Origin of the sequence: Nocardiopsis deserti (assembly GCF_008638355.1) — a bacterium.
Lineage (GTDB): Bacteria > Actinomycetota > Actinomycetes > Streptosporangiales > Streptosporangiaceae > Nocardiopsis > Nocardiopsis alborubida.
Window position 1 is genome coordinate 103,304 of record NZ_VWVS01000013.1, and the last position, 23,952, is coordinate 127,255.

The 23,952-nt window shown below is 73.7% G+C and carries 17 protein-coding genes; 7 read left to right on the plus strand and 10 right to left on the minus strand.

All coding sequences use genetic code 11. The annotated features are described in order from the left end of the window. Positions 1–22: 22 nt before the first annotated feature. Positions 23–2,503 carry a DNA gyrase/topoisomerase IV subunit A gene (locus FYW99_RS17310; RefSeq protein WP_150253064.1) on the minus strand — a complete coding sequence of 827 codons (2,481 nt, stop codon included), beginning with the start codon at positions 2,501–2,503 and terminating at the stop codon, positions 23–25. 289 nt (positions 2,504–2,792) lie between these two features. Next, a complete protein-coding gene (locus FYW99_RS17315; protein ID WP_150253065.1) occupies positions 2,793–5,597 on the minus strand; it encodes a glycosyl hydrolase in 2,805 nt (934 codons plus the stop codon). Between the two features lie 397 nt (positions 5,598–5,994). Here FYW99_RS17315 and FYW99_RS17320 point away from each other — a divergent pair, with 397 nt between their 5' ends. Then, positions 5,995–8,166, plus strand: a complete 2,172-nt coding sequence (locus FYW99_RS17320; RefSeq protein WP_150253066.1) for a RecQ family ATP-dependent DNA helicase — start codon at positions 5,995–5,997, stop codon at positions 8,164–8,166. A gap of 243 nt (positions 8,167–8,409) precedes the next feature. Here the strand turns inward: FYW99_RS17320 and FYW99_RS17325 are convergent, their stop codons facing one another. Continuing rightward, entirely contained in the window at positions 8,410–9,345 is a 936-nt protein-coding gene (locus tag FYW99_RS17325) for a carbohydrate kinase family protein (protein ID WP_150253268.1), read from the minus strand. A gap of 300 nt (positions 9,346–9,645) precedes the next feature. On the opposite strand from FYW99_RS17325, the gene FYW99_RS17330 reads away from it, so the two are divergent. From FYW99_RS17330 to FYW99_RS17345, 4 genes are all read left to right on the plus strand, one after another. After that, positions 9,646–12,366 carry a bifunctional acetate--CoA ligase family protein/GNAT family N-acetyltransferase gene (locus FYW99_RS17330; protein ID WP_150253067.1) on the plus strand — a complete coding sequence of 907 codons (2,721 nt, stop codon included), beginning with the start codon at positions 9,646–9,648 and terminating at the stop codon, positions 12,364–12,366. A gap of 86 nt (positions 12,367–12,452) precedes the next feature. After that, the gene (locus FYW99_RS17335; protein ID WP_017565276.1) at positions 12,453–13,031 is read left to right on the plus strand and encodes a DUF5998 family protein; all 579 of its coding nucleotides are present in this window, start codon (positions 12,453–12,455) and stop codon (positions 13,029–13,031) included. 355 nt (positions 13,032–13,386) lie between these two features. Beyond that, positions 13,387–14,208, plus strand: coding sequence for an enoyl-CoA hydratase-related protein (locus FYW99_RS17340; protein ID WP_150253068.1), 822 nt, complete (start codon positions 13,387–13,389; stop codon positions 14,206–14,208). Between the two features lie 94 nt (positions 14,209–14,302). Then, positions 14,303–14,956, plus strand: a complete 654-nt coding sequence (locus tag FYW99_RS17345) for an MBL fold metallo-hydrolase (RefSeq protein WP_150253069.1) — start codon at positions 14,303–14,305, stop codon at positions 14,954–14,956. Between the two features lie 5 nt (positions 14,957–14,961). On the opposite strand, the gene FYW99_RS17350 is transcribed toward FYW99_RS17345, so the two are convergent. The 3 genes from FYW99_RS17350 to FYW99_RS17360 form a co-directional block, all read right to left on the minus strand. Further along, positions 14,962–17,031: a CHAT domain-containing protein gene (locus tag FYW99_RS17350; RefSeq protein WP_150253070.1), complete on the minus strand. Its 2,070-nt coding sequence runs from the start codon at positions 17,029–17,031 to the stop codon at positions 14,962–14,964. Positions 17,032–17,258: 227 nt separating this feature from the next. Next, positions 17,259–17,687 (minus strand): hypothetical protein, encoded by a 429-nt coding sequence (locus FYW99_RS17355; RefSeq protein WP_150253071.1) that lies wholly within the window; start codon positions 17,685–17,687, stop codon positions 17,259–17,261. Beyond that, on the minus strand, positions 17,684–18,187 hold the full coding sequence (locus FYW99_RS17360; RefSeq protein ID WP_317846999.1) for a sigma-70 family RNA polymerase sigma factor: 504 nt from the start codon (positions 18,185–18,187) through the stop codon (positions 17,684–17,686). Before FYW99_RS17360 ends, FYW99_RS17355 begins: the two co-directional genes overlap by 4 nt. A gap of 448 nt (positions 18,188–18,635) precedes the next feature. Here FYW99_RS17360 and FYW99_RS17365 point away from each other — a divergent pair, with 448 nt between their 5' ends. Continuing rightward, positions 18,636–19,130, plus strand: a complete 495-nt coding sequence (locus FYW99_RS17365) for a DUF3145 domain-containing protein (RefSeq protein ID WP_150253073.1) — start codon at positions 18,636–18,638, stop codon at positions 19,128–19,130. Between the two features lie 69 nt (positions 19,131–19,199). Here FYW99_RS17365 and FYW99_RS17370 read toward each other — a convergent pair whose 3' ends face one another. From FYW99_RS17370 to FYW99_RS17385, 4 genes are all read right to left on the minus strand, one after another. Continuing rightward, complete coding sequence (locus tag FYW99_RS17370) at positions 19,200–19,697, minus strand: DUF1707 SHOCT-like domain-containing protein (protein WP_150253074.1); 498 nt, start codon at positions 19,695–19,697, stop codon at positions 19,200–19,202. A gap of 127 nt (positions 19,698–19,824) precedes the next feature. Next, positions 19,825–20,583 carry an inositol monophosphatase family protein gene (locus tag FYW99_RS17375; RefSeq protein ID WP_150253269.1) on the minus strand — a complete coding sequence of 253 codons (759 nt, stop codon included), beginning with the start codon at positions 20,581–20,583 and terminating at the stop codon, positions 19,825–19,827. A 212-nt stretch (positions 20,584–20,795) separates the two neighbouring features. Next, positions 20,796–21,848: an ATP-grasp domain-containing protein gene (locus FYW99_RS17380; protein WP_150253075.1), complete on the minus strand. Its 1,053-nt coding sequence runs from the start codon at positions 21,846–21,848 to the stop codon at positions 20,796–20,798. A 291-nt stretch (positions 21,849–22,139) separates the two neighbouring features. Further along, complete coding sequence (locus FYW99_RS17385; protein ID WP_150253076.1) at positions 22,140–22,670, minus strand: YbhB/YbcL family Raf kinase inhibitor-like protein; 531 nt, start codon at positions 22,668–22,670, stop codon at positions 22,140–22,142. 295 nt (positions 22,671–22,965) lie between these two features. Here FYW99_RS17385 and FYW99_RS17390 point away from each other — a divergent pair, with 295 nt between their 5' ends. Then, positions 22,966–23,931, plus strand: a complete 966-nt coding sequence (locus tag FYW99_RS17390) for an LLM class F420-dependent oxidoreductase (protein WP_150253077.1) — start codon at positions 22,966–22,968, stop codon at positions 23,929–23,931. Positions 23,932–23,952: the final 21 nt, after the last annotated feature.

The window sequence follows — 23,952 nt, forward strand, 5'->3', positions numbered from 1 at the left end:
CGCTCTCCGAGACGAGTCAGGCTTACGCTCCGGGAACGGTGATCCCGGAGTCGGTCTGTCCACTACCTACAGTAACGATCGCGCGGGGCAGCGCGTCACCGGACCCGTCCCGACGGTCGATCGGGTCGGGCAGGCGGACCGGCTTGCCGTCCGCGCGCGCGGCGCGGGCGGGGGAGCGGCCGATCCATCCGAACAGCAGGGTGTCCTCGCCCTTGAGGTAGCGGTGGCAGCGCACGCCGCCGGTGGCGCGGCCCTTGGTCGGGTAGGCCTCGAAGGGCGTGACCTTGGCCGAACCGGCCTGGGTGCCGTCCAGGGCGCCGGAGGTGCCCGAGACGGTGACCACCACCGAGTCCTGCGGGCTGGGTACGGCGCCGAACCACAGCACCCGCGCCTCCTCCGACAGGCGCACGCCCGCCACGCCGCCCGCGGGCCGTCCCTGGGGCCGCACGGTGTTCGCGGAGAAGCGCAGAAGCTGGGCCTCGGAGGTGATGAAGGCCAGGTCCTCCTCGCCCGTGGACAGCTGGGTGACGCCCACGATGCGGTCGTCGTCCCTGAGCGCCATGACCTCGAAGTCGTCCTTGTTGGGCGGGTAGTCGGGGGAGACCCGCTTGACCACACCGCCGCGCGTGCCCAGGGCGAAGCCGGGGCCCGAGGTGTCCATGGACACCACCGACACCACCCGTTCGTCCCCGTCGAGCTGGACGAACTCGGACACGTCCAGTCCCGAGGCCAGCGGCGGGCTGTCCCCGCCCTCGTCGGGCAGCTCCGGCAGCTCCACCACCGGCACGCGGATCATCCGCCCCAGGTCGGTGACCAGGCCGACGTCGGAGCGCGAGGTGGTGGGAACGGACACGTGGACCGCGTCGTGCCGGGTGCGCAGACCCTCGTACACGCGCGGCACGGTGGCCCCCTTGCTGCGGCCGACCGCGCCGTCCACGCCCATCAGCACGTGGCAGGGCTTGTCGGCCATCTCCAGCGGGATCACCGCGCTGCGGGCCACGCCGTCGCTCTCGCGCAGCTGCGTGCGGCGCGGGGTGGCGAACTCCTTGGCGACGTCGCCCAGCTCCTTGGAGACCAGACGGCGCAGCTTCTTGTCCGACTCCAGGACCGCGGTGAGGGCGTCGACCTCCTTGTTGAGCTTGTCCCGCTCGGTCTCCAGCTCCATCCGGTCGAAGCGGGTCAGGCGCCGCAGCGGGGTCTCCAGGATGTAGCGGGCCTGGATCTCCGACAGGTCGTAGGCGCCCATGAGCGACTCGCGGGCGGCGGCGGTGTCCTCGGCCTCGCGGATCAGGGAGATGACCCGGTCGATGTCCAGCAGGGCCACGAGCAGGCCGTCCACCAGGTGCAGGCGCTCCTGGCGCTTGGCGCGGCGGAACTCGCTGCGGCGGCGCACCACGTCGATGCGGTGGTTGACGTAGACGTCGAGGAGCTCGCGCAGGCCCAGCGTCTGGGGCTGGCCGTCCACGAGGGCCACGTTGTTGATGCCGAAGGACTCCTCCATCGGCGTGAGACGGTACAGCTCCTCCAGGACCGCCTCGGGGTTGAAGCCGTTCTTGAGCTCGATGACCAGGCGCAGGCCCTGGGCGCGGTCGGTCAGGTCCTTCAGGTCCGAGATGCCCTGGAGCTTCTTGGACTGCACCAGCTCCTTGATCCGGCTGATGACCTTCTCCGGGCCCACGTTGTAGGGCAGCTCGGTGACCACCAGGCCCGTGCGGCGCGCGGACACCTTCTCGATGGCGACGGTGGCGCGGGTCTTGAAGGTGCCCCGGCCGTTGCGGTAGGCGTCGCGGATGCCGTCCAGGCCGACGATGGTGCCGCCGGTGGGCAGGTCCGGGCCCGGTACGAACTCGGTGAGCTCCTCCAGGGTGGCCTCGGGGTTGGCGATCAGGTGGCGGGCGGCCGCGACGACCTCGCCCAGGTTGTGCGGGGCCATGTTGGTGGCCATGCCCACCGCGATGCCGGAGGCGCCGTTGACCAGCAGGTTCGGGAAGGCGGCGGGCAGGACCTCGGGCTCGGTCTCCTGGCCGTCGTAGTTGGGCCGGAAGTCGACGACGTTCTCGTCGATGGAGGCGACCAGCTGCTCGGCGGCGCGGTCCAGGCGCGCCTCGGTGTAGCGCATGGCGGCGGGTGCGTCGTCGCCGCCCAGGGAGCCGAAGTTGCCGTGGCCGTCCACCAGGGGCACGCGCATGGCGAAGGACTGGCTCAGGCGCACGAGCGCGTCGTAGATGGCGCTGTCGCCGTGGGGGTGGAGGCGGCCCATCACGTCCCCGACGACGCGGGCGCACTTGACGTGGCCGCGGTCGTGCCGCAGCCCCATCTCGTTCATCTGGTAGAGGATGCGCCGCTGCACCGGTTTCATACCGTCGCGCGCGTCCGGTAGCGCGCGTTGGTAGATGACCGAGTAGGCGTACTCCAGGAAGCTGCCGCGCATCTCCTCGGAGACGTCGATGTCGATGATCTTCTCGGCGAGATCCTCGGGGGGACGGGAAGTAGTACGGGCCATGTCCGTAATTCTGGCCTGTGCCAGAGACTGAAACGTACAAGGACGCGTCGCCGGAGGAGTGTGAGTCTCGTGACGCGGTGTCGCGCGTACCCGTGCGACGTGCGGGTTGTGTGGCGGTGGGCGGTCCGCGATGTTTCTGTGCTTCGGTGCCGGACAGACGCACAACACACCGATCATGCCCAGAACTCCCGAAACGGAGCCGTGGGCGCGTCCCGTTTCGGTTCGCGCCTCCCGGGGCGGGGCGGCCGGCACCCCCGACGCCCGGGAGGGGCGCCGGGGGCCGGTTCCGTCAGTCGGTGAAGGGGATCGTGACCGAGGCCCCGCCGTCGGGGCCGACCAGGACCCGCGAGGAGGCGTTGCCCAGTGCGCTCCACAGCTCGACTCGGACGGAGCCGCCCTCCAGGTCGCCGAGGGAGCCGTCGGCGCTCGCCGAGCCCTGGCCCTGCGTGTACTCCTCCCAGCCGTTCAGGTCGTTGGTGGCGAAGTAGCGGTAGGTCTCCGTGCGGTCGTCGATGCCGTCGCCGTCCAGGTCGTAGACCACGCGGACCTGGACCGCGTTGCCGACAGCGTCCCCCGAGTCCACGGGCAGCGAGAACGCGGTGGCGCCGCCGGTGTGGGTGCCGGTCAGGTCGTCGGCGCGCAGCACCACGCGGTCGCCCGGTGGCAGGCCGTCCTGGTTGCGTCCCCCTGCGGAGGCCACGGTGATCTCGTCGGCGGAGCCGTGCGGGGTGTCCGAGAGCGCGGAGGGCGTCAGGTGCAGGCCGCCGTCGCCGACATTGCCCTCACCCGGGTCGCCCGGATCTCCCGGATCGCCGGGGTCGCCCGGGTCTCCGGGGTCACCGCCGCCGCCCTCGCCCGTGGTGGAGGCCAGCGAGCGCGGCTCCACCTCCAGCTCGACGCCGTCGGAGAAGGTGACGGTCAGCGGGGAACCGGAGGGGTTGAAGGCGACGTGGGTGCGCTCCCCGCCGTCGGTGAAGACGGCGTAGTGCGCGGTGTCGGCGGTGACGGAGGTGTCCACGGTGCCGACCTCGGCGAGCGTCGAGACCCACTGGTAGGTGTGCGGCTTGGACTCGCCCGCCTCCGGCTCGTAGGTGCTCCACTGCTCCTCGAACATGCGCAGGGCGTCGTCGCCGTCGGAGAGGGCGCGGTGCTCCCAGTGGATGTCGCGCCAGATCTGCGGCTCGCGGCCCAGCCGGTCCACCAGCGACTCGTACATCGCTCCGGCGTGCCCGGGGTCGTGTCCCAGGTACAGCGAGCTCGCCGTGATGGGCAGGTAGTTGATGCCGTAGTGCTCCTCGTCGCCGCCGTCCCACCAGATGCGGTAGTCGCCGCCGTCGCCCCACACCATGCCGACGACGTCGTGCTCGAACCCCTCGGGGAAGGTGTCGCCGCCGTGGTTCTGCCAGTAGCGGGTGATGGCGGAGGCCTGCGTGGTGTGCAGGTACACGCCCAGGTCGCGCAGTTCCTCGTCGCCGGTCAGGGCGCCGAACAGCGCGGTGGCGGCGGCGAAGTGCATGCCCTCGGAGGAGGACTCCTGGTTGTTCCCGGCGGCGAACCCCGCGTGCCCGGAGGCCCATCCGTGCCCCGCGTAGGGCGAGAAGGAGCGCAGACGCGGGAACATGTCGCTGTTGGGGTCGGTCTCGGCCACGTCGCGGATCAGCAGGCGTACCATGCCGCCCCAGGCGTCCTCGGCGGCCCAGGCGCTGTCGTAGCGGGCGACGACGGCCGCCGCGGAGACGAAGTAGCCGTAGTGGAAGTCGTGGTCGTTGACCTCGGTGGCGGAGCCGAAGCTGTCCGGGTAGCCGAGCATGGTGCCCCAGTCGGCCTCGTAGGCGAACTGGCGGGTCCCCCCGGCCGTGAACCAGTCCTCCAGGCGGTCCCTGACCAGGTCCAGCAGCGCGTCGCGGCCCTCGGTGTAGCCGATGGAGTCGGCGATGGGCACCAGCTGGGCCAGCCTGCCCAGCGCCTTGCCGTCCCAGTAGGTGTCGCCGGGCTCGGGGAAGTGCTCCTGTTCGGTCAGGACCTCGTCGATGAGCTGGCGCATGCGGTCGTGGTCGGCGCTGTCCACGGTCGGCAGGCTGGGCAGGATGCCCTGGGCGGCCAGCTCGGTGGTGAAGCTCGCGCCCTCCGCCACGCGCATCTCGCCCCGGGGGGAGGAGTAGGACAGGTCGGTGACGGGGGTGGCGGCCTCCTGCCAGTGGTGCGGGTAGAGGGCCATGAGCGTGCCCTCCCCGCTCCCCTCGCGCGGCTCGGTCTCCACCCGGTAGGTGCTGGTCAGGGTGGCGGCGGCCTCGTCGTAGTCGTACTCCACGCGGGAGTCGGTGACGAAGGAGTGGGCGTAGGGGGCGAAGGCGTCCAGGTCCTCGGGGGAGGGCAGGACCGCCACGGAGTAGTGGCCCTCGGCGCCGGTCGGGGCGGTGAAGGTGTCGCCCGAGCGCGTCCAGGGGGCGTCGGAGGGGGCGAACAGCGCGTAGTGGCGGCCGCCCACGCTGGCGCCGACCACGGAGCCGTCCTGGTGCCAGACCTCGGGGGTGCCGGAGAAGGTCACCTGGGCGTCGCCGCCCGCGGTGTCGGCGTAGGCGAAGGGCAGGCCCTGGCCGATGGTCACGCGCAGGGTCCGGCCGGAGCCCTCCCAGTGCGCGGTGACGGTCCAGTCGCCGTGGTCGGCGACCCGGGTGTCGGGGGAGGACAGCCCCTGGACCCCCAGGGACAGGTCCGCGGTGTGGGGGTGCTCGTACTTGAGGCCGTCGGCGACGAGCTGGGGGTCCTGCGGGTAGCCCATCTCCAGCCCGCCCTCGTGGGGGTGGAAGCTGGCGGGGTGGGCGAAGAGGTTCTCACCGTGGGGGCTGTCGGGGTAGCGCTGGAAGATCAGCGACGACCACCACTCGTTGGTGGGGGCGTGGCCCTCGAAGTCGTCGGTCACCTTGGGGTCGACCGGGGCGCCGTTCAGGTCGGAGGGTCCGGGGGCTCCGGCGGGGAGGGTGTCGCTGTAGCCGCCGGAGCCGACGGGGACCTCGGCGGCCATGGCGGCCGGAGGGGCGGAGGCCGCGCCCGCGGCGCAGACCAGGGCCGTGGCGGCGGCCAGGACGCCCATGCGGGGGGACCGCGCGCGCCGTGCGGTCGTCGGTCCGTTGGGGGGATGGTGGGGGGACGGTCGACTCCAAGGGTGCCGCATACTGCGCCTTTCGCTCGCTTCCGCGGGAGAGCGTCCGCCCTCTGCGGCGGGAGCGCTCCCAGGCCTGAGCCTTGGTAAATGAGTGTTCAGTCCCGGTCGGAGGAGCGCAATGCCAGGAAAGTGGAAAGTATCCTTTCTGTTACCGGGGGTGCCCGTGAGGATGGCGGGGGACTCCGTCCCAGGTGGGCCGCGTGTCCCTCCGGGGCGCACCGGCGCCGGGCGGGGCGGGGCGGCACACGGGCTGGGTCCCCGTCGCGCGCGACCGGGCCTGTGGACAACCGCTCGACCGTCCCCCGGCTCTGGTACCAAGGGACGTATGGCCACACCCACCCCTGACAGCACCGTTCCCACCGCCGCGTCCGACGGCGCGCTGCGCGAGCGCGCCGAGGCGCACCTGCGCGCCCTGGCCGGGGACTCCGCCCGGCTGCGCGAGGACCAGTGGACCGCCATCCACGCCCTGGCCGTCGAGCACCGCAGAGCCCTCGTCGTCCAGCGCACCGGCTGGGGCAAGTCGGCGGTGTACTTCGTGGCCACCGCCCTGCGGCGCGCCGAGGGGGCGGGCCCCACCGTCATCGTCTCCCCGCTGCTGGCGCTGATGCGCAACCAGATCGCCGCGGCCGAGCGCGCGGGCATCCGCGCGCGCACCATCAACAGCTCCAACACCACCGACTGGGAGAACGCCTACGCCGACGTGGCCGCGGGCCTGGTCGACGTTCTGCTGGTCAGCCCCGAGCGCCTCAACAACCCCGAGTTCCGCGACCGGGTTCTGCCCGAGCTGGCCGCGGGGGCGGGCCTGGTCGTCATCGACGAGGCCCACTGCGTCTCCGACTGGGGGCACGACTTCCGCCCCGACTACCGGCGCATCCGTTCCCTGCTGCACGACCTGCCCGAGGGCGTCCCGGTGCTGGCCACCACCGCCACCGCCAACGAGCGCGTCACCCGCGACGTGGCCGAGCAGCTCCAGGCGGGCGGTGAGCACGGCGACACCCTGGTCCTGCGCGGGTCCCTGGAGCGCGAGAGCCTGCGCCTGGCCGTCGTCAGGCTGCCCGACCCCACCGCCCGGCTCAGCTGGCTGGCCGAGCACCTGCCCAAGATCCAGGGCTCGGGCATCGTCTACGCGCTCACCGTCAGCGCCGCCCAGGAGACCGCCCGCTTCCTCGCCCAGCAGGGCATGGAGGTGCGTGCCTACACCGGCCAGACCGATCCCGACGAGCGTCGCGAGGCCGAGGACGACCTGCTCGCCAACCGGGTCAAGGCGCTGGTCGCCACCAGCGCGCTGGGCATGGGCTTCGACAAGCCCGACCTGGGCTTCGTCGTCCACCTGGGCGCCCCGCAGTCCCCGATCTCCTACTACCAGCAGGTCGGCCGCGCCGGGCGCGGCGTGCAGCGGGCCGAGGCGGTCCTGCTGCCCGGCCGCGAGGACACCCGCATCTGGGAGTACTTCGCCGGACTGTCCTTCCCGCCCGAGCAGACCGTGCGCCAGACCCTGGACGTGCTCTCCGAGGCGGGCGGGCCGCTGTCCGTCGCGCACATGGAGACCCGGGTGGACCTGCGCCGCACCCGCCTGGAGCAGATGCTCAAGGTGCTGGACGTGGACGGGGCGGTCCGTCGGGTGCGGGGCGGCTGGGAGGCCACCGGCCAGCCGTGGACCTACGACGCCGAGCGCTACGCGGCCGTCAGCCGGGCGCGCGAGCGCGAGCAGCGCGCCATGCTCGACTACCTCGACCTGGACACCTGCCGGATGGAGTTCCTGCGCCGCCAGCTGGACGACCCCCAGGCCGTCCCCTGCGGACGCTGCGACGTGTGCACGGGCGAGTACTGGCCCGCGGACGTCGACTCCACCCGGCGCGAGGCCGCGGCCGAGCACCTGGACCGGCCCGGCACGCCCATCGCGCCCCGGCGCCAGTGGCCGACCGGGATGGCCACCCTGGGCGTGGACCTGTCCGGCAAGATCCCCGGGGAGCTGCGGGCGGGGGAGGGGCGCGCCCTGGGCCGCATCACCGACATCGGCTGGGGCAACGAGTTGCGCCGCGTCCTGGCCCCCGACGCCCCCGACGCTCCCGTGGACGAGCGCGTGCTCCAGGGCGTGGTGCGCGTCCTGGCCGACTGGAACTGGGAACGGCGCCCCGTCGGCGTGGTGGCGATGCCCTCGCTCACCCGCCCCGGGATGATCACCGACCTGGCCGAGCGGCTGTCCCGGCTCGGGCGGCTGACGCCCGTGGGGGCACTGGAGTACCGCACCGAGCGGGGCACCGGGCCGCGCAGGCACAACAGCGCCATGCGGCTGGAACAGGTCCACGCAGCCCTCGTGGCGGGGGAGGAGCTCACCGAGCGGATGGCACGGCTGCAGGAGCACACCCCCGGACCGGTGCTGCTGGTCGACGACGTCACCGACACCGGCTGGAGCCTTACGGTGGGCGCCGCCCTGCTCCGCAGAGCCGGGGCGCCCCAGGTGCTGCCGCTCACCCTGGCCACCGCAGGGGGGTGAGCGACGGCCTGGCCGCGGCTGCGGCGGGAGCCCCACGGGGGTGGCCCGCCGCGGGCGGACGCGTCGACCACGGGCGCCGGGTCCCTGCACCGTAGGGCTTTCGAAGGTGCGGGCCGCTGGCAGCGGGTGGCTTGGTCCGCGCGGGCGGGTTCCCGGGGCCTTGGCTCTTCGGCCCCGGGCGGCAGGGGTTCAGCGGACGCGCTGGCCGTGCGGGCGGGCTCCCGAAGCCTTGGTCGCTGGGACTCAGCGGATGCGCTGGCCGCGCGGTGCGCCGCGGCGCACCGGCTGGCCCTCGCCCAGGTCCGGGCGGGCGCCCGGCTGGTGCAGGGCGCGCGCCGCCAGGCGGTGCGCCCGGCCCAGCGCCTCCTTGGGGTGGCGGCCGAGCAGCCACGCGGGCAGGAACCCGGCGATGAAGGCGTCACCGGCGCCCACCGAGCCCGGGGACGGGTCCACCGGCTCGGCCGGCGCCGTCACGCAGTCGTCGCGGGTCTTGGACGCCCACAGGCCGCCCTGCTCACCGAGTTTGAGCACCACGTTGGGGTACCACGCGGTCAGCACCTTGGCGGCGGCCTCGGGCTCGTCCCGGCCGGTCAGCACCCGGGCCTGGTCGACGTTGGCGAACAGCAGGCGCGCGCCCTGCGTCCAGTCCAGGAAGTTCTCCGCGCCCGCGCGCTCCAGCGGCGCGTGCGAACCGCCGTCCACCGAGATCGACATCCCGCTCTCGCGGGCCATCCGCAGCGCCACCCGGGCGGCGCGCCGGGAGTCGTCGTTGATGAGCGTGTACCCCGACACGTGCAGGTGCCCGTCGGGGCCGAACACGTCGCGGGGCAGGTCCTCGGGTTGCAGGCGGGCGTTGGCGCCCGGGTCGCTCAGCATCGTCCGGTCGCCCCGGTGTGTGATCATCACCACGCAGGTGCCGGTGGGCCGCTCCGGGTCCATCACCATCCGCGAGTCCAGGCCGTATCCCATGAGTTCCATCTCACGGGTGCGCCCGGTGATGTCGGAGCCGCGGCGGCCGACGAACGTGGTGTCGGTGCCCTCCACGGCCAGCCACGAGGCGATGTTCGCCCCCGACCCGCCGCCGTACATGATCACGGACGCCGGAGTGTCGCTGCCGCGGGCCAACGGGTGGAACGCGCGCGCGACGGCGTCGGTCATCAGGTCACCGATCACGACCACTCGTGTCATTTCGCCAGCCACCACCGAGGGTTATCAGAATCCGTGCTCGCACGACGTTAACAGGTCAACCGTCAGCGGCGTGTAACGAAGTGACAGCACCCCGGCCACACCGCCTCCGGACATCCCGCGGAGCCGCGATCGCCTACTGGACGGCCGATCCGGTCCGCGGCCGGGGACGCTGGCCCCGGCCCGCGACTTCGGGAGTGAGGGGACACACCGTGCGCGGTTCCGGGCGGGGTTTTCGCGCCGCCCGCACGGACTTTCCCCGGATTCGGCCGTTTGTCGTCTAGTCTCGCAGTCGTGCAGTCCTACCCGAACCACTGGGAAGCCGACGTCGTCCTGACCGACGGAGGCACCGCGCACCTGCGCCCCATCACCCCCGAAGACGCTGACCTGCTCCGCGAGTTCCACGCCCGCCTCTCCCCGGAGACCATCTACTACCGGTTCTTCGCGCCCTACCCCAAGCTCTCCGACCGCGACGTCAAACGCTTCACCACGGTCGACTACGAGGACCGCGTGGCGCTGGTCGCCACCATCTCCGACTCCCTCGTCTCCGTGGTGCGCTACGACAAGGTGGCGCCGGAGGAGGCGGAGGTCGCCTTCGTCGTGGAGGACGCCCACCAGGGCCGCGGCCTGGCCTCGGTCATGCTGGAGCACATCGGTGCGGCCGCGCGTGAGCGCGGCATGCGCCGCTTCATCGCCGACGTGCTGCCCGAGAACCGGCGCATGATCAACGTCTTCCGCGAGGCCGGGTACACCGCCCAGCAGACCTTCGACGAGGGCGTCATCCGCCTCACCCTGGACCTCCAGCCCACCGACGACTCCACCGAGGTCATGCGGGCCCGCGAACAGCGCGCCGAGTCGCGCTCCATCGCCCGCCTGCTCTTCCCGAACTCGGTCGCGGTCATCGGCGCCAGTCGCACCGCGCACACCATCGGCCAGACCGCCCTGCGCAACCTCCTGGGCGGGGAGTTCCAGGGACCGGTCTACCCGGTCCACCCCGAGGCCAAGGCGGTCGTGGGCGTGCGCGCCTACCCCTCGGTCCTGGACATCCCCGACCAGGTCGACCTCGCCGTCGTGGCGGTGCGCGCCGACATGGTCGTCGACGTGGTCGAGCAGTGCGCCGAGAAGGGCGTGCACGGCCTGGTCGTGGTCAGCTCCGGATTCGGCGAGACCGGACCCGAGGGCCGCGCCCGCCAGGACGAGCTGGTGCGCACCGCCCGCGCGGCCGGGATGCGCGTGGTCGGCCCCAACTGCCTGGGCATCGCCAACACCGACCCCGAGATCTCGCTCAACGCCACCCTGTCCCCGGACCTGCCGCCCGCGGGCACGATCGGGTTCTTCTCCCAGTCCGGCGCCCTGGGCAGGGCCATCCTCCAGCGCGTGGCCGAGCGCGGCATGGGCCTGTCCACCTTCGTCTCGGCGGGCAACCGGGCCGACGTGTCCGGCAACGACCTCATGCAGTACTGGCAGGAGGACCCGGCCACGGAGGTGGTGCTCCAGTACCTGGAGTCGCTGGGCAACCCGCGCAAGTTCACCCGCCTGGCCCGGCGCCTGGCCAAGCAGAAGCCGGTCGTGGCGGTGCGCAGCGGAGGCTCGGCGCGGACCACGCCCACCGGCCACGCCGCGGGCGGGCTCTCCCTGCCCGACTACGCGGTCACCTCGCTGTTCCAGCAGGCCGGGGTGGTGCGGGTGGACGACATCACGCAGATGTTCGACGCCGCCCAGGTGTTCGCCTACCAACCCCTGCCCCAGGGGCCCCGCGTGGGCATCATCGGCAACTCCGACTCCCTGGAGCTGCTGGTCAAGGACGCGGCCGTCCGCCAGGGGCTCAAGCCGCACGACCCGGTCAACCTCGGCCCCCAGGCCACCGCGGAGGACTTCGACCGCGCCCTGGAGGCGGCCCTGGCCGCCGAGGACGTGCACTCGGTCGTGGTCGTGTTCGTCCCCGCGCTGCACCCCATCTCCGACGACGTCGCCCGCGTGCTGCGGGCCCGCTCCCTGGACTCGACCAAGCCCGTCGTCACCACCTACCTGGCCCGCCAGGGAGTCCCGGAGGAGCTGCGCCGCGTCGGCGAGCAGGGCCAGACCCTGCGCGGCTCGGTGCCCTCCTACCCCTCGCCCGAGGACGCCGTGCGCGCCCTGGCCTACGCCACCCGCTACGCCCAGTGGCGCGACCGCAGGCCCGGACGCCACCCCGAGCTGCCCGACATCGACGGGGCCCGGGCCCGCGCCACCATCGTCCGCGCGCTCAAGAACGCCACGCCCTCGGCCGAGGAGGTCGCCTGGTTCGGCGGCGAGCGCCGCTACGACGAGGAGAAGGCGATCTCCGGCGAGGACGCCCGCGACCTGCTGGCCTGCTACGGCATCTCCGCCTACCCCGACATCCCGGTGACCTCGGAGGAGGGGGCCGTGGTGGCCGCGGGCCAGCTGGGCTACCCGGCGGTGGTCAAGGCCGACTCCCCGGACCTGCGCCTGCGCGCGGGCGGCACGTTCGTCCGCGCCGACCTGCGCACCCCCGACGACGTGCGCAGCGCCTTCGCGGCCCTGCACGACCGCTTCGGTGACGAGGCCTCGCTGGTCGTGCAGCGCATGGTGGCCCCCGGGGTGCCCACGGTCATCCGGGCGGGCGACAACCAGTCCTTCGGGTCGGTGGTCTCCTTCGGGCTGGCGGACGTGACCGCCGAACTGCTCGACGACCGGGCGTTCCGGCTGGCGCCGCTCACCGACATGGACGCCGCCGACCTCATCCACGCGGTGCGGGCCGCCCCGCTGTTGTTCGGGCTGCCCGCCGGTGCGACCTCGCTCGCCGAGCAGCCCAACGTGGAGGCCTTGGAGGAACTCCTCGTCCGGGTCTCGCGCCTGGTGGAGGCCTTCCCCGAGATCGGCTACGTCGACCTGGACCCGGTCCTGGTCAACGCCACCGGCGCCCACGTGCTGGGCGCGCGCATCTGGTTGCGCGAGGCCCCCGACGTGCGGCCCGACGCCGGGCCCCGGCGACTGCGCGGGGTGACGTTCTGATCATGGGATGGGCATCCCGTTTCACGTCCCGGTCGCGAAGTGTCACGGGAAAGGGGCAGGATAGGAGTATGAGGAAAACACGCGCCGTGTCCACGGACTGGCGGACGGAGATCGAACGCAGCGGGTACTACCCCGCGCTCGTGATCGACGCCGTCGCCACCGCCCTTGGCAACGAGGGCGCCGAGGCGTTCATCGTGCACCACGAGGCGACCTTCGACCCGGCCATGGAGATGCGGCGGCACATCACGGTGATGCTGCTGACCGCGACCCGCCTCGTGGTGTGCCACACCGACGAGCACCCGCCCACCGAACCCGGCGGCACCTCGCACGCCTCCACCACCACCGACAGCATCCAGTTGGGCAACATCCAGTCGGTCGCCCTGACCCGCGTGGTGCCCAACCCCGCCCAGTACACGCCGGGCAGCATGCCCAGCGAGCTGGTGCTGAGCGTCAACCTGTCCGTGAACTGGGGTGCGATCGCCCACATCGACCTCGAACCGGCCGCCTGCGCCGACGAGGAGTGCGAGCTCGACCACGGGTACACCGGCGCGATCACCGCCGAGCCCCTCACCCTGAGGGTCAGCGAGGCCGCGGACGGCGCCGGGGCGGTGTCGGCCATGATGCACTTCGCCGACGCCCTGTCCGAGGCGACCACCCGGCCCTGAGGGCACCGGGACCGCGAAGGGGCCTCGACCGTTTCCTCCGGGAGGGGTCGGGCCGACCGGCGCCGGGGTCCGCCGCGGCGCGGGCGCCGGGCGGCCGGGGCGGGGGACGGGCCGGGGGCGCGCCCCCGCGTCACACGCGCGGCCACCCGTGAGCGGGACTTAACAAGCAGGGTGTGAACAGACGTGGTGTCCTGACGATCCGGTTGTCTAGGGTGGGACCGGCATTCGTGCACGACGCCACAGAGCGAGACGCGTCCGGCCACGAGCCGGGCGCGTACGCGCGCCGCGACAGGCACGCGCGCGTTCCCCCTCTCCCGCATCCGCGAGTATGGACCCTGAGAAAGGCCCGCCTGCGATGACGCAGCACCCGTCCCCGACCCCCCCGGACGACACGCCCCTGGTACGCCTGGCCGTCGAGCGCTCCATCGCCACGGTCACCCTCGACTCCCCCCGCAACCGCAACGCCCTGTCCGCGCGCCTGCGCGCGCAGCTGTCCGCGGCCCTGACCGAGGCGGTGGCCGACGACGAGGTGCGCGCCGTCGTGCTCACCGCCACCGGCCCGGTGTTCTGCGCGGGAGCCGACCTGAAGGAGGTCGGCGCGGCCCTCCGGGGCGTCCCGGTCGAACCGGCGCCCGAGCTCCCCGAGATCTTCGAGCAGATCATGGGCGCCCCCAAACCGGTGGTCGCCGTGCTCAACGGCGCCGCCCGCGCCGGGGGCATCGGGCTGGTGGCCGCCGCCGACATCGCCCTGGCACCCAAGAGCGCCACGTTCGCCTTCACCGAGGTGCGCATCGGCGTGGTCCCCGCCATCATCTCCGTCCCGGTGTCCGCACGGATGCACTCGCGCCAGCTCAGCCGCTACTTCCTCACCGGCGAGCTGTTCGACGCCTCCGCCGCCGCCAAGGCCGGCCTCCTCACCCAGGCCGTCCCCGACCGCGACATGCCGCACGCCGTGGACGCGATCCTGGAAGGACTGCGGGGCTCGGCGCCACGCGCGCTGTCGCGCACCAAGGAGCTCCTGGGCGAACTGGGTTCGGGCGCGCTGGCGGCCCCGGACCGGCGCGCCGGGGCCTTCGCCCGGATGGGAGAGTTGTCCGCCGAGTTCTTCGCCGGAGAGGACGCCGCCGAGGGCCGTGCCGCCTTCTTCGACAAGCGCGCGCCCCGCTGGGCCAGGTGATCCCGGCCACGGCGCGCCCCGTCCGGGCGCGTCGCGGCCGCACACCCGTGACACCCGGGTGCGTCCGCTCCCGGGCGCGGGCCACAATGGTCGGGTGAGCTACTCCGGAGATACCAGGGTCGGCGGTCCCGCCGACCTGCGACGACTACCGCACCTGACCATCACCAAACTGGCCGTCGGCCCCATGGACAACAACGCCTACCTGCTGCGCTGCCAGGCCACGGGCGAGGCCGTCCTCATCGACGCGGCGGCGGAGCCCGACCGCATCCTGGAGCTGATCGGTGAGGAGGGCCTGACGCGGGTGGTCACCACCCACCGCCACCAGGACCACTGGCAGGCCCTCGCCGAGATCGTGGGCCAGACCGGGGCCCGCACGGTCGCCCACCCCGACGACGGCGACGAGCTCCCGGTCTCCGTGGACGAACCCGTCGTGCACGGGGCGCGCGTCCCGGTCGGGGAGTGCCACCTCACCGTCATCCACCTGCGCGGGCACACCCCCGGGTCGATCGCCCTGCGCTACGACGACCCCGAGGGCCACACCCACCTGTTCACGGGTGACTCCCTCTTTCCTGGAGGCGTCGGCCGCACCTGGTCCGACGACGACTTCCGCGTCCTGTTCGCGGACGTGGAGGAGCGCCTGTTCGGGGTGCTGGCCGACGACACCTGGGTCTATCCCGGGCACGGAAGCGACACCACCCTGGGCGCCGAGCGCCCGTACCTGGGGGAGTGGCGCGAGCGCGGCTGGTAGCGGCCTCAGGCACCGAAGCAGCAGAACCCCGTACGCCCGAGGTGGACAGCCACCGCCTCGGGCGCGGGGACGCCCGCGACGAGCGCGCGGTGGAAGAGGCGCATGGCCTCGACGGTCCCCGCGTCCCGGACGGGAACGGGGCTGGCCACCACCGTGCGGACCCCGGCCGCGAGCAGCGCGCCGGTGAACCCGAGCGGCGCCCCGGCGCGGTCCGCGAAGCCCCGGCCGCTCCAGCAGGTCGACAGCACCACCGTGTCCGGGGCCCGGGGCAGTCCGGCCAGGTCGCAGGCGAGCAGCGGTTCGTCGCCCAGACCGACCGAGGCGAGCATGGGCGAGCGGCCGGGGACGCGCCCGTGCCCCGCCAGGTGGACCAGGTCGGCCCGGTCGAGGGCGGCCAGGACGTCGGAGCGCAGGGCCCGGTCGGCGCAGAGCACGCGCGCCTGCGGGTACACGTCGGCCAGTGCGGCGACCTCGCGTGCCGCCCCGTCCGGTTCGGGTGCCGCCACCAGCAGCACCCGCTCAGGCGGGCGGGGCGTGGGAACGCCGGAGCCGGTCCGGTCCAGCCAGAACCCGGCGCCGGGCACCAGGTTCAGCGGACGGCCCCGCAGCGCGGGGAGCATGCCCCAGGGGGGATCGCCGAGGTAGGCGTCACCGGCCACGACCAGCGGGCGGTCGCCGACCAGTGCCAACAGCGGTTCGAGGAGGACACGGGCGGCACCGTCGGCCGCCTCCAGTGCCTCGCCCGCGTGCCGGGGAAGCGCCACGGGATGGACGAACCGGGCCAGGGCCCGGGCCACGTGCGTGAGCGGCCCCAGGACACGGGCGTGGACCCGTCCGGCCGCGGCCACGAGCGCGACGGCGTCCCCGCCCGCCCGCGTGTACCGCACGAAGGCCCGGTCGCCCAGCCGCTCCAGCAGCGCACCGGCCACGGGCGCAGGTGCGGGGGCGCGGCGCGCGCCCGGGGCCCCGTGGTGCGCCTGCCAGCGGGTCGACTCCAGGCGCCGGGCCAGGGCGTGCGGGTCGCGGCCGCGGACCAGGGCAGCGCGGTAGCGGTCGGCCAGTGAGGCCGTCGCCGGTGTGCGCACGCGGGGACCGGGGACGTGGGGCGCGGCCCAGGTCCGGGCCAGCTCCGCCCACTCCAGGGCGGTGGTCGCCTCCCCGGCGCGCAGGGCGCTCTCCAGGCCCGCGCGGACGACGTGGGGGTCGCTCACCGCGCCCGCCAGCCAGGGGCCCGGCGCGAGGGAGTCGTGCGCGTCCAGGGTGTCCAGGGCCAGCTGGGCGGCTCCGGTCCCCGACGGCCGCGGCGCGGCCAGGGGCGTGCGGACGGCCAGGGCGTTCCTGGCCCGGACCACGGGGGAGGCGGTCCGGCCCTCGCGCAGCGCCATCCTCTCCAGGCGGGTGGCCAGCCGGTACCACAGCGAGCCCGTACCGAAGGAGTGCCGTACCCGGCGGGTGAGCTCGACCGTGTGGCGGTGGTCGCCCCTCAGCAGCCGCAGTTTGGCCTCCACCAGCAGGGTGTTCGCCGACGAGCCCCCGGCCCAGGGGCCGTCCGCGAGCGCCGTCGCCGCCTCCTCCACCAGGCCCTCGGCCAGCAGCGCCTCGGCCAGGTCCACGTGCAGCGCCTCCCTGCGGTCGGAGGGCAGCCGGTCGGTCAGGCCGTGGAAGGTGGCGATGGCCGTGGAGGCGTCGCCCCGGTAGAGGCTGAGGCAGCCCAGGTTCTGTCGGATGACCAGGTCCATCAACGGCAGTCGGCGCTCCCGGGCCAGGGACCGGGCCTCTCGCAGGTGCTCCTCGGCCTGTGGGAAGCGGCCGCACAGCGTCTGCGCCAGACCCAGGTTGAGCAGGACTCCGGGCATCACCGTCGCGGACTCGGCCACCGGGTGGCCGCGCAGGCGCCGGTGGGCCTCGTCCAGCAGTGCCGCGGTCTGCTCGAACATGCCGCCCTGCGCCAGCCGTACCCCGTGGCTCACGCGGGCGAGCAGGGACCTGCCGGACCGCAGCGCGTGGCGGTCGGGACAGGCGGCGGAGAGGGGGGACTCGGGGGCGAGGGGGGAGGGCTGGGCGCGCAGGGACACGTCCGATGCCTTTCACCGAGGGGGCGGGCCGCACCCAGTGATAGCAGTGCCGGAGGGCGCACGGGAGGGGCTGCGCCCGCCTGTGGACAACTCGGCTGACGCGAACCCGGACGAAGCCGGTCGAAGGGCCATCATCAGGAGCCGGTTCGCGTCTGTCTGCAATCCAGGTTCGGCCTTCCCCTTTTCTGTGACGCATGGGATCACCGGTGCCCCGGCAGCACGCGTGGTCAGACGGTGAACCAGCCGGTCACCACCGGGGGGCGTCCCGCCCTGAGCAGCGCCAGGCTGATCGGGCCGCGGGCCAGACCGGACAGCGCGAACCCGCCGTCCTCGCCGATCCGCAGGTCCTCCCCGGAGCCGGGGCGGCGCACGCGCAGGACCGCGTGGTCGTACTCCCCCGTGGCCAGCCCCGACAGCGAGCGCAGCCGACCGTGCGCGTGGACCCGCAGGTCGACGGTGAGGCCCCCGTGCTCGAAACGCAGGGCGGTGACCAGCACGCCGTCCGCGCCCCCGTCCGCCGAGCGCAGCACCTCGCCCACCGGGGACCTCTCCCCGGTCAGGGTCGCCACGTCGGCGCCGTCGTCGCCGCGATCGAAGGCGGCCAGGGCGGCGGCGCGCCCCGCCAGGGCCCGAGTCGGGTCGTCGTGGTCGCTCATGTGGGTTCCTCCAGGATGCGGCGGAGTCTGCGGAGCATACGGCGGCGCTGGTTCGCGGCGGTCCGGGGGTGGACCCGGCCGTCGGCGGCCTCCGGGTCGCAGGGGGCGGAGGGCACGGGCAGCCCCGCGGCCCCGTCGAGGTAGCGCAGGGCGGCCCGCCGCTCGCCCGGGTCGGTGAGTCGCCGGATCGCTCGGTGCAGCTCCTCGTGCTCCTCCTTGCGCAGGTACTGCGCCTCGGGGCCCGGGGCCTCCGCGAGGGACACCCGGGTGAGGCTCTGGGGATCGACCGGCTGGTCCCGGGTGCTGTGGCGGCGCTGTCGGCCGCAGGCGTCGTGGGCGACCCGGCGCAGCCAGCCACGGAGCCGCTCGGGGGAGTGCAGGCGGGGCAGCTGCTGGTTGAGGGTGAGCCACACCGTCTGCACCGCGTCCTCCCGGTCCGGGGAGGACAGGCGGTAGGAGCGCGCGATCGCGTTCACGACCGGCAGGTGCCGGTCCACGATGGCCTCCCACGCCCTGTGTTCGCCCCGGCAGGCGCCCCGTACGAGCTCGGCGTCGCTGGGAGCGGCCGCGTCGGCCTCACCGTGGTCCCGGGCCGGATTGGGCCCGGCTGTATCACCGCCGGTTGTGGCCGGAACCGGCAAAGGTGGGGGTGCTTCCTCCCCAGAAAAGGTCGAAAGTACGGTTTGAGGAGGTGCCTGGCTGTCATGGATGTCCTCGTGCGACTGGTCTGGCACACCCGCCCCCACTATGATCAGACTCCCGCTCGCCGGGGCTCACGCTAGCTTCTGGGGCTCCAGGAGGTGGGGGGAACGCTGGAAAAAGCAAAGTGAGCGCTGGTTCTCAAGGTGCCCTTGGGGCACAATGGGGCAAAAGCATTCAGGCGGGTATGCAACCTTCTCGTGGTACGAGGGCGTCGGGGAAGCGCACTCGTTCGTATCAGGAGGTTCGGTGTCCGCACGTGGCGTCTTGTACGTCCACTCCGCGCCAGCGGCGCTGTGCCCACATGTCGAGTGGGCGGTCGCGGGCGTCGTTGGAGTACCCGTGAAACTCGACTGGGTCGCCCAACCGGCGGCACCCGGCCACCACCGAGCCGAGCTCAACTGGCAGGGGAAGCCGGGCACCGCGGGCTCGGTGGCCTCGGCGCTGAACACGTGGCAGCGCCTGCGGTTCGAGGTGACCGAGGAGGGATCGCCCGGCTGCGACGGCGTGCGCTACAGCTACACGCCGTCCCTCGGTATGTTCACCGCCCTCACCAGCGCGGCGGGGGAGGTCCTCGTGCCCGAGGGCCGACTGCGCCTGGCGGTGGAGCGGGCCGCGGCCGACGGCACCGAGCTGGCCGCCGAGATCGAACGCCTCACCGGCCGCGCCTGGGACGAGGAGCTGGAACCCTTCCGCTACGCGGGCGACGGCGCCCCGGTGCGCTGGCTCCACGCCGCGGGCTGACCCCCTCCCGCCGCGGGTCCGGCCGCGCGCGAAGCGTCGGCCGCCCACGGGGGCGGGGACCGTGCCGCGTCAGGGCGGCTCCCCCTCACTGGGCCAGATGGCGGAGGCGAGCAGGACCGCGGCCCAGATGCCCAGCGGCACCAGCGGCCAGTAGGGTACGAGCTCGCCGCCCATCAGGCTGACCACGCCCCACACGCTCGTCAGGATCACCGCCACACCCGTCCACCAGCGCCACTCGTCGCCCCATTCGTGCCAGGGGGTGCCCAGGAGCGACAGGTCGCCCGCGTCGGGGGGCCCGTGGCCGTCCCGGGGGCCGCGATGGGACCCCGGATCGGTGTGTGCCGCCTCGGGGACCCCGTGCACCGGAGGCGGGGACACCGGCAGGTCCGCGGTCAGCGGGCGCAGTTCGCCGAGCAGCACCGCGCCCAGTGCCAGACCGACCCGGCGGTCGTACTCCTCGTGGTCCAGGCGGCCCTCGACGAACGCGGTGGTGAGGCGGTCCACCGTGAGGTCGCGTTCGGCGTCCGAGGCGCGCATCTGGTACAGCGGCAGGCGTTCGTCCTCCACTTCCCACCCCCAAAGGCGCGAGTTGGTGACCACACGATACGCGCCGCACCCGGTGTGGAAAAGGGATACACGGAAAGTGAGTCGCGCCCCCGCGTCCGCGGTCCCGGGACGGCTCGTGGGACACGGTTCAGGGGGTCAGCCAGGCGGAGACGGCTCGGCACAAGGCGGGGTCGGCGGCGCCCACCAGCCCGGTGTGCTCGTAGGCCCCCCGGTAGTCGAACGGGCTGCCGTCCAGCCGCGTGACCAGGCCGCCCACCTCCTCCAGGACCAGGGCGGGCGCCGCCACGTCCCAGTCGCGGACCGGCACGTCCTTGACGAACAGGTGCGCGGACCCCTCGGCGACCAGGCACAGCTTCAGCGAGATGCTGCCGCTCTCCAGGTACCCGCCGTAGCCGAAGCGGTCGCGGACCCGGCGGGCGATCCCCTCCGGTCGCGGGGTGTTGTCGGTGAGCACGCCCCCTCCCGACGGGGCGGGGCGCGGGGGAGGCAGGGGGCGTCCGTCCCGGCGCGCACCACGGCCGCGCGCGGCCGTGTAGAGGGTCGCGGTCTCGGGGGCGAACACGGCGGCCGCCTCCGGCCGTCCCCCGCTCACCAGCGCGACCTGCGTGACGTATCCGGGGAACCCGTGGACGTAGCTGGCGGTCCCGTCGACGGGGTCGATCAGCCAGTACCGGGGCGGTCGCTCCCCGCGCAGCGACTCGGGGTCCTCCTCACTGACCACCGGGATCCGTCCGTCGATCGCGGTGAGCCGCTCGGACAGGGCCCGGTGTGCCATGGCGTCGGCCCGGGCCTTGAACTGGCTGCCCTCCCACACCCCGCTGCGCGCGTCCGCGTCGGAGCGCCACCCGCGCAGCAGGCCGCCGACCTCCACGACCGCCGCCGCCATCGCCTCGGCCAGCGGGTGCGCACCGGCGCCACCGGGAGCCTCAGCAGTACCAGTCGCACCGTCCGTACGTGCGGTGCCGACAGCACCGTTCGTACCGGGCTTCTCGGGTGCGCCGTCCGTACCCGCACCACCGGCGGTCACGGTTCCGGCGGACCCCGGGGTGTCCCCGTCGCCGCGGACCCCGCCGCCACCGGCCCCGGTTCCGGGGCCCGTCACCGCACACGCACCGGAACGACGGGAATCGGGCCCGTGCCGCCGGGGGACAGCTGCCGGGGCAGCTCCGGGGCGCCCGTGGGGGCGGGGGAGATGCCGTGGGAGGTGAACTCCGCCTCGCTGACGAACTCGTCCGTCCACCGCCGCACCATCGCCACCCCCTCGCGCCAGTCGTCCTCCAGACGGGGCCCGTCCGCGACGGCCTGCCGCAGCAGTCCGGTGATCTCGTCGACCCCGGCCGCCGCGGTGAGCGAGGCGGTGGAGGAGAAGCGCGGGTTGATCTCGAAGATCCTCGGCCTGCCGTCCGCGTCCAGGCACAGCTGCACGTTGAAGGGGCCGTCGGCGCGCAGCGCGGACTGGACCGCCCGGCAGACGCGGGCCACCTCGCGGTGGCGCCTGGTCACCGCGTACCTGGTCACGCCCTGCTTGAGGACGACCTCCTTGGGCACCACGGCCTGGACCCCGCCGTCCCGCCACACCACCACGGACACCGTGTACTCGGGTCCGCCGACCAGCTCCTGCACGATCAGCTCGTCCGCCGCGTAACCGCCCTCGGACACCACCCGCGCCATGTCGCGGACCGAGTCGATGACCACCACCCCGCGGCTCCCGCGTCCGCAGCGCGGTTTGACGATGAGGCCGCCGGGTGCGGCGTCCGCGGCGCCGCTCGGCCACTCCGAGGCCAGCCAGGTGCGCGGCACGCCGATCCCGGCGTCCTCCAGTTCCCGCATCAGCACGTACTTGTCCAGGCAGGTGGTGACGAAGTCCAGCCGGGGCAGCAGCACCTCCACGCCGTCCTTGGCGAGCTCGCCCACCCGGACCAGTTCCTCGTCGACCAGGGGGATGACCGCGACGGCCCCCTCGTCCGCGCACAGCGTCCGCATCCTGGGCAGGAAGGCCTCGCTGTCGCCCGGCGGCACCAGGTACCCGCGGTCGGCCAGGTACAGGCCCGGCGCGGCGGGGTCCACATCGGTCGCCACCACGCGGAAACCCTGTTCCCGCAGATGGAGGATGGTCCCGGGCGTGGGAGCCGATCCCGCTGTCGTGACCACGACGGTTGGTTTGCTCGCAGGCTGCTGTGGCACCGGTCGAACCCTTTCCGACGTGGACGGCGGACTGGGGGATGGTTACCGAGCCTAGACCGCGGGGTGCCCGATGGCCCGGAAATGGCCGAATCCGGTTGTCAGGACAACCGGAAGGGCCCACTGCGCGTGTATCCCCCGGCCCCTGGGAGGAGAGGGCCGAGGGCGGGCGGTGCGGCGCGGTCCCACACAGCCCGCCCTCGACGTGTCCCGTGGCCCCGGGGCCTGTTCCCGGCCCGGGCTGCGCGCCGCCTTCGCGGGCTACTTCACCTCGTAGACGGGGGTGATCATCGCCCGGCCCAGCGCGTGCGAGAACAGGTTGAAGCCGAGGAAGGCCGGACTCGCCGACTCGTCCACCTCCAGGCGGGGCACGTCCACCGCGTGCACCACGAAGAAGTAGCGGTGCGGGCCGTGCCCGGCGGGCGGGGCCGCGCCGACGTAGCGGTGTCCGCCCGCGTCGTTGCGCAGGGTCACGGCCGTTTCGGGGATGCCGGAGCCGTCTCCGGCGCCCGTCGCCAGCTCGGTGACGTCGGCCGGGATGTTGGCCACCGACCAGTGCCAGAAGCCGCTGGCGGTGGGTGCGTCCGGGTCGAAGCAGGTGACGGCGAAGCTGCGCGTCCCCTCGGGGAAACCGCTCCAGGACAGGTGCGGTGAGACGTCCCCGCCTCCGGCGCCCATGATCCCGCTGACCTGGGCCTGGGGCAGGGTCTGTCCGTCGGTGACGTCGTTGCTGGTGACGGTGAACGACGCGACCTGGGGCAGGAAGTCGTAGGGGGAGGGTGGCGTGGCCACGAAGGGGCCTCCTTCGTTCGTCTGGGATGCGCTCGTGCGGCCCGGCCGGGGCGCACGCCGTCGGCGGGACTCCGGTCCGGGCCCTACGAACATACGCCCCATCGGGCACGCGCGTCCCGGGGCGGCGGGCCGTGTCGGAGGGCGGCGGCAGTGCGCCGGGCAGGAGGAGGGCGGCGCGCCGGTGCCGACGGCGCGAAGGAGGGAGGCGCCCCGAGACAACAGACCGACCGGGCGGTACGGTGCTGCCAGCACGGCACAAGAACCGGATTCGGTTCCACACCGACAGGGAGTCGCCATGACCACTCGCTGGGGCATCACCATCCCGCTGGAGGGGGTCCCGCTCTCCGAGCAGCGGACCCTCGTCGAGCAGCTGCCGGACCTGGGCTACACCGACGTCTGGTCGGCCGAGGCCAACGGCACCGACGCCTTCACCCCCCTCGCCCTGGCCAGCGTGTGGGCGCCCCGGCTGCGCCTGGGCACCGCGATCGTGCCCGCCTACACGCGCGGTCCGGCCACCCTGGCGATGAGCGCCGCCGCCCTGGCCGCCGCCGCGCCGGGCCGCTTCGCGCTGGGCGTGGGCACGTCCTCCAACGTGATCGTGGAGCGGTGGAACTCCATCCCCTTCGAGGAGCCGTACAAGAAGGTGCGCGACACCGTGCGCTTCCTGCGCGCCGCGCTCACCGGAGCGAAGGTCAAGGAGGACTACGACACCTTCAGCGTCAACGGCTTCACGCTCGGCGCGGTCCCCGAGCAGGCTCCTCCGCTGCTGGTGGCGGCACTGCGGCCGGGCATGCTCCGGCTCGCCGGACGCGAGGGCGACGGCGCCGTCATCAACTGGCTCTCTCCGGAGGACGTGCGCACGGTGGTGCCCCACGTGCGCCAGTACGGCGAGGACAAGGAGGTGGTCGCGCGGATCTTCGCCATCCCCGACGCCGACCCGGACACCGCCCGCGGGATCGGCCGGTGGGCCATCTCGGCCTACCTCAACGTCCCCGTCTACCGGGCGTTCCACGAGTGGCTGGGCAGGGAGGAGCTCACCCCGATGTGGAAGGCGTGGGACGAGGGGGACCGCAGGGGCGCGCTGGCCGCGATCCCGGACTCGGTGGTGGACGAGCTCATCGTGCACGGCCCCGCCGAGCACTGCCGTGAGCGAATCCGGGCCTACGCCGACAACGGGGTGACCACCCCGGTGATCGCGCCGATCGGCCCGCCGAACGCGGACCCGGCCGCGGTGGTGCGGGCACTGGCGCCGCGGGGCTGAGGGGTCGAGGCCGGGGGCGGG

Excerpts from the sequence above, each read along its gene's own strand:
- FYW99_RS17310 (WP_150253064.1), bottom strand. The coding sequence starts at position 2,503 with ATGGCCCGTACTACTTCCCGTCCCCCCGAGGATCTCGCCGAGAAGATC.
- FYW99_RS17315 (WP_150253065.1), bottom strand. The coding sequence starts at position 5,597 with ATGGGCGTCCTGGCCGCCGCCACGGCCCTGGTCTGCGCCGCGGGCGCG.
- FYW99_RS17320 (WP_150253066.1), top strand. The coding sequence starts at position 5,995 with ATGGCCACACCCACCCCTGACAGCACCGTTCCCACCGCCGCGTCCGAC.
- FYW99_RS17340 (WP_150253068.1), top strand. The coding sequence starts at position 13,387 with ATGACGCAGCACCCGTCCCCGACCCCCCCGGACGACACGCCCCTGGTA.
- FYW99_RS17355 (WP_150253071.1), bottom strand. The coding sequence starts at position 17,687 with ATGAGCGACCACGACGACCCGACTCGGGCCCTGGCGGGGCGCGCCGCC.
- FYW99_RS17375 (WP_150253269.1), bottom strand. The coding sequence starts at position 20,583 with ATGGCGGCGGCGGTCGTGGAGGTCGGCGGCCTGCTGCGCGGGTGGCGC.
- FYW99_RS17390 (WP_150253077.1), top strand. The coding sequence starts at position 22,966 with ATGACCACTCGCTGGGGCATCACCATCCCGCTGGAGGGGGTCCCGCTC.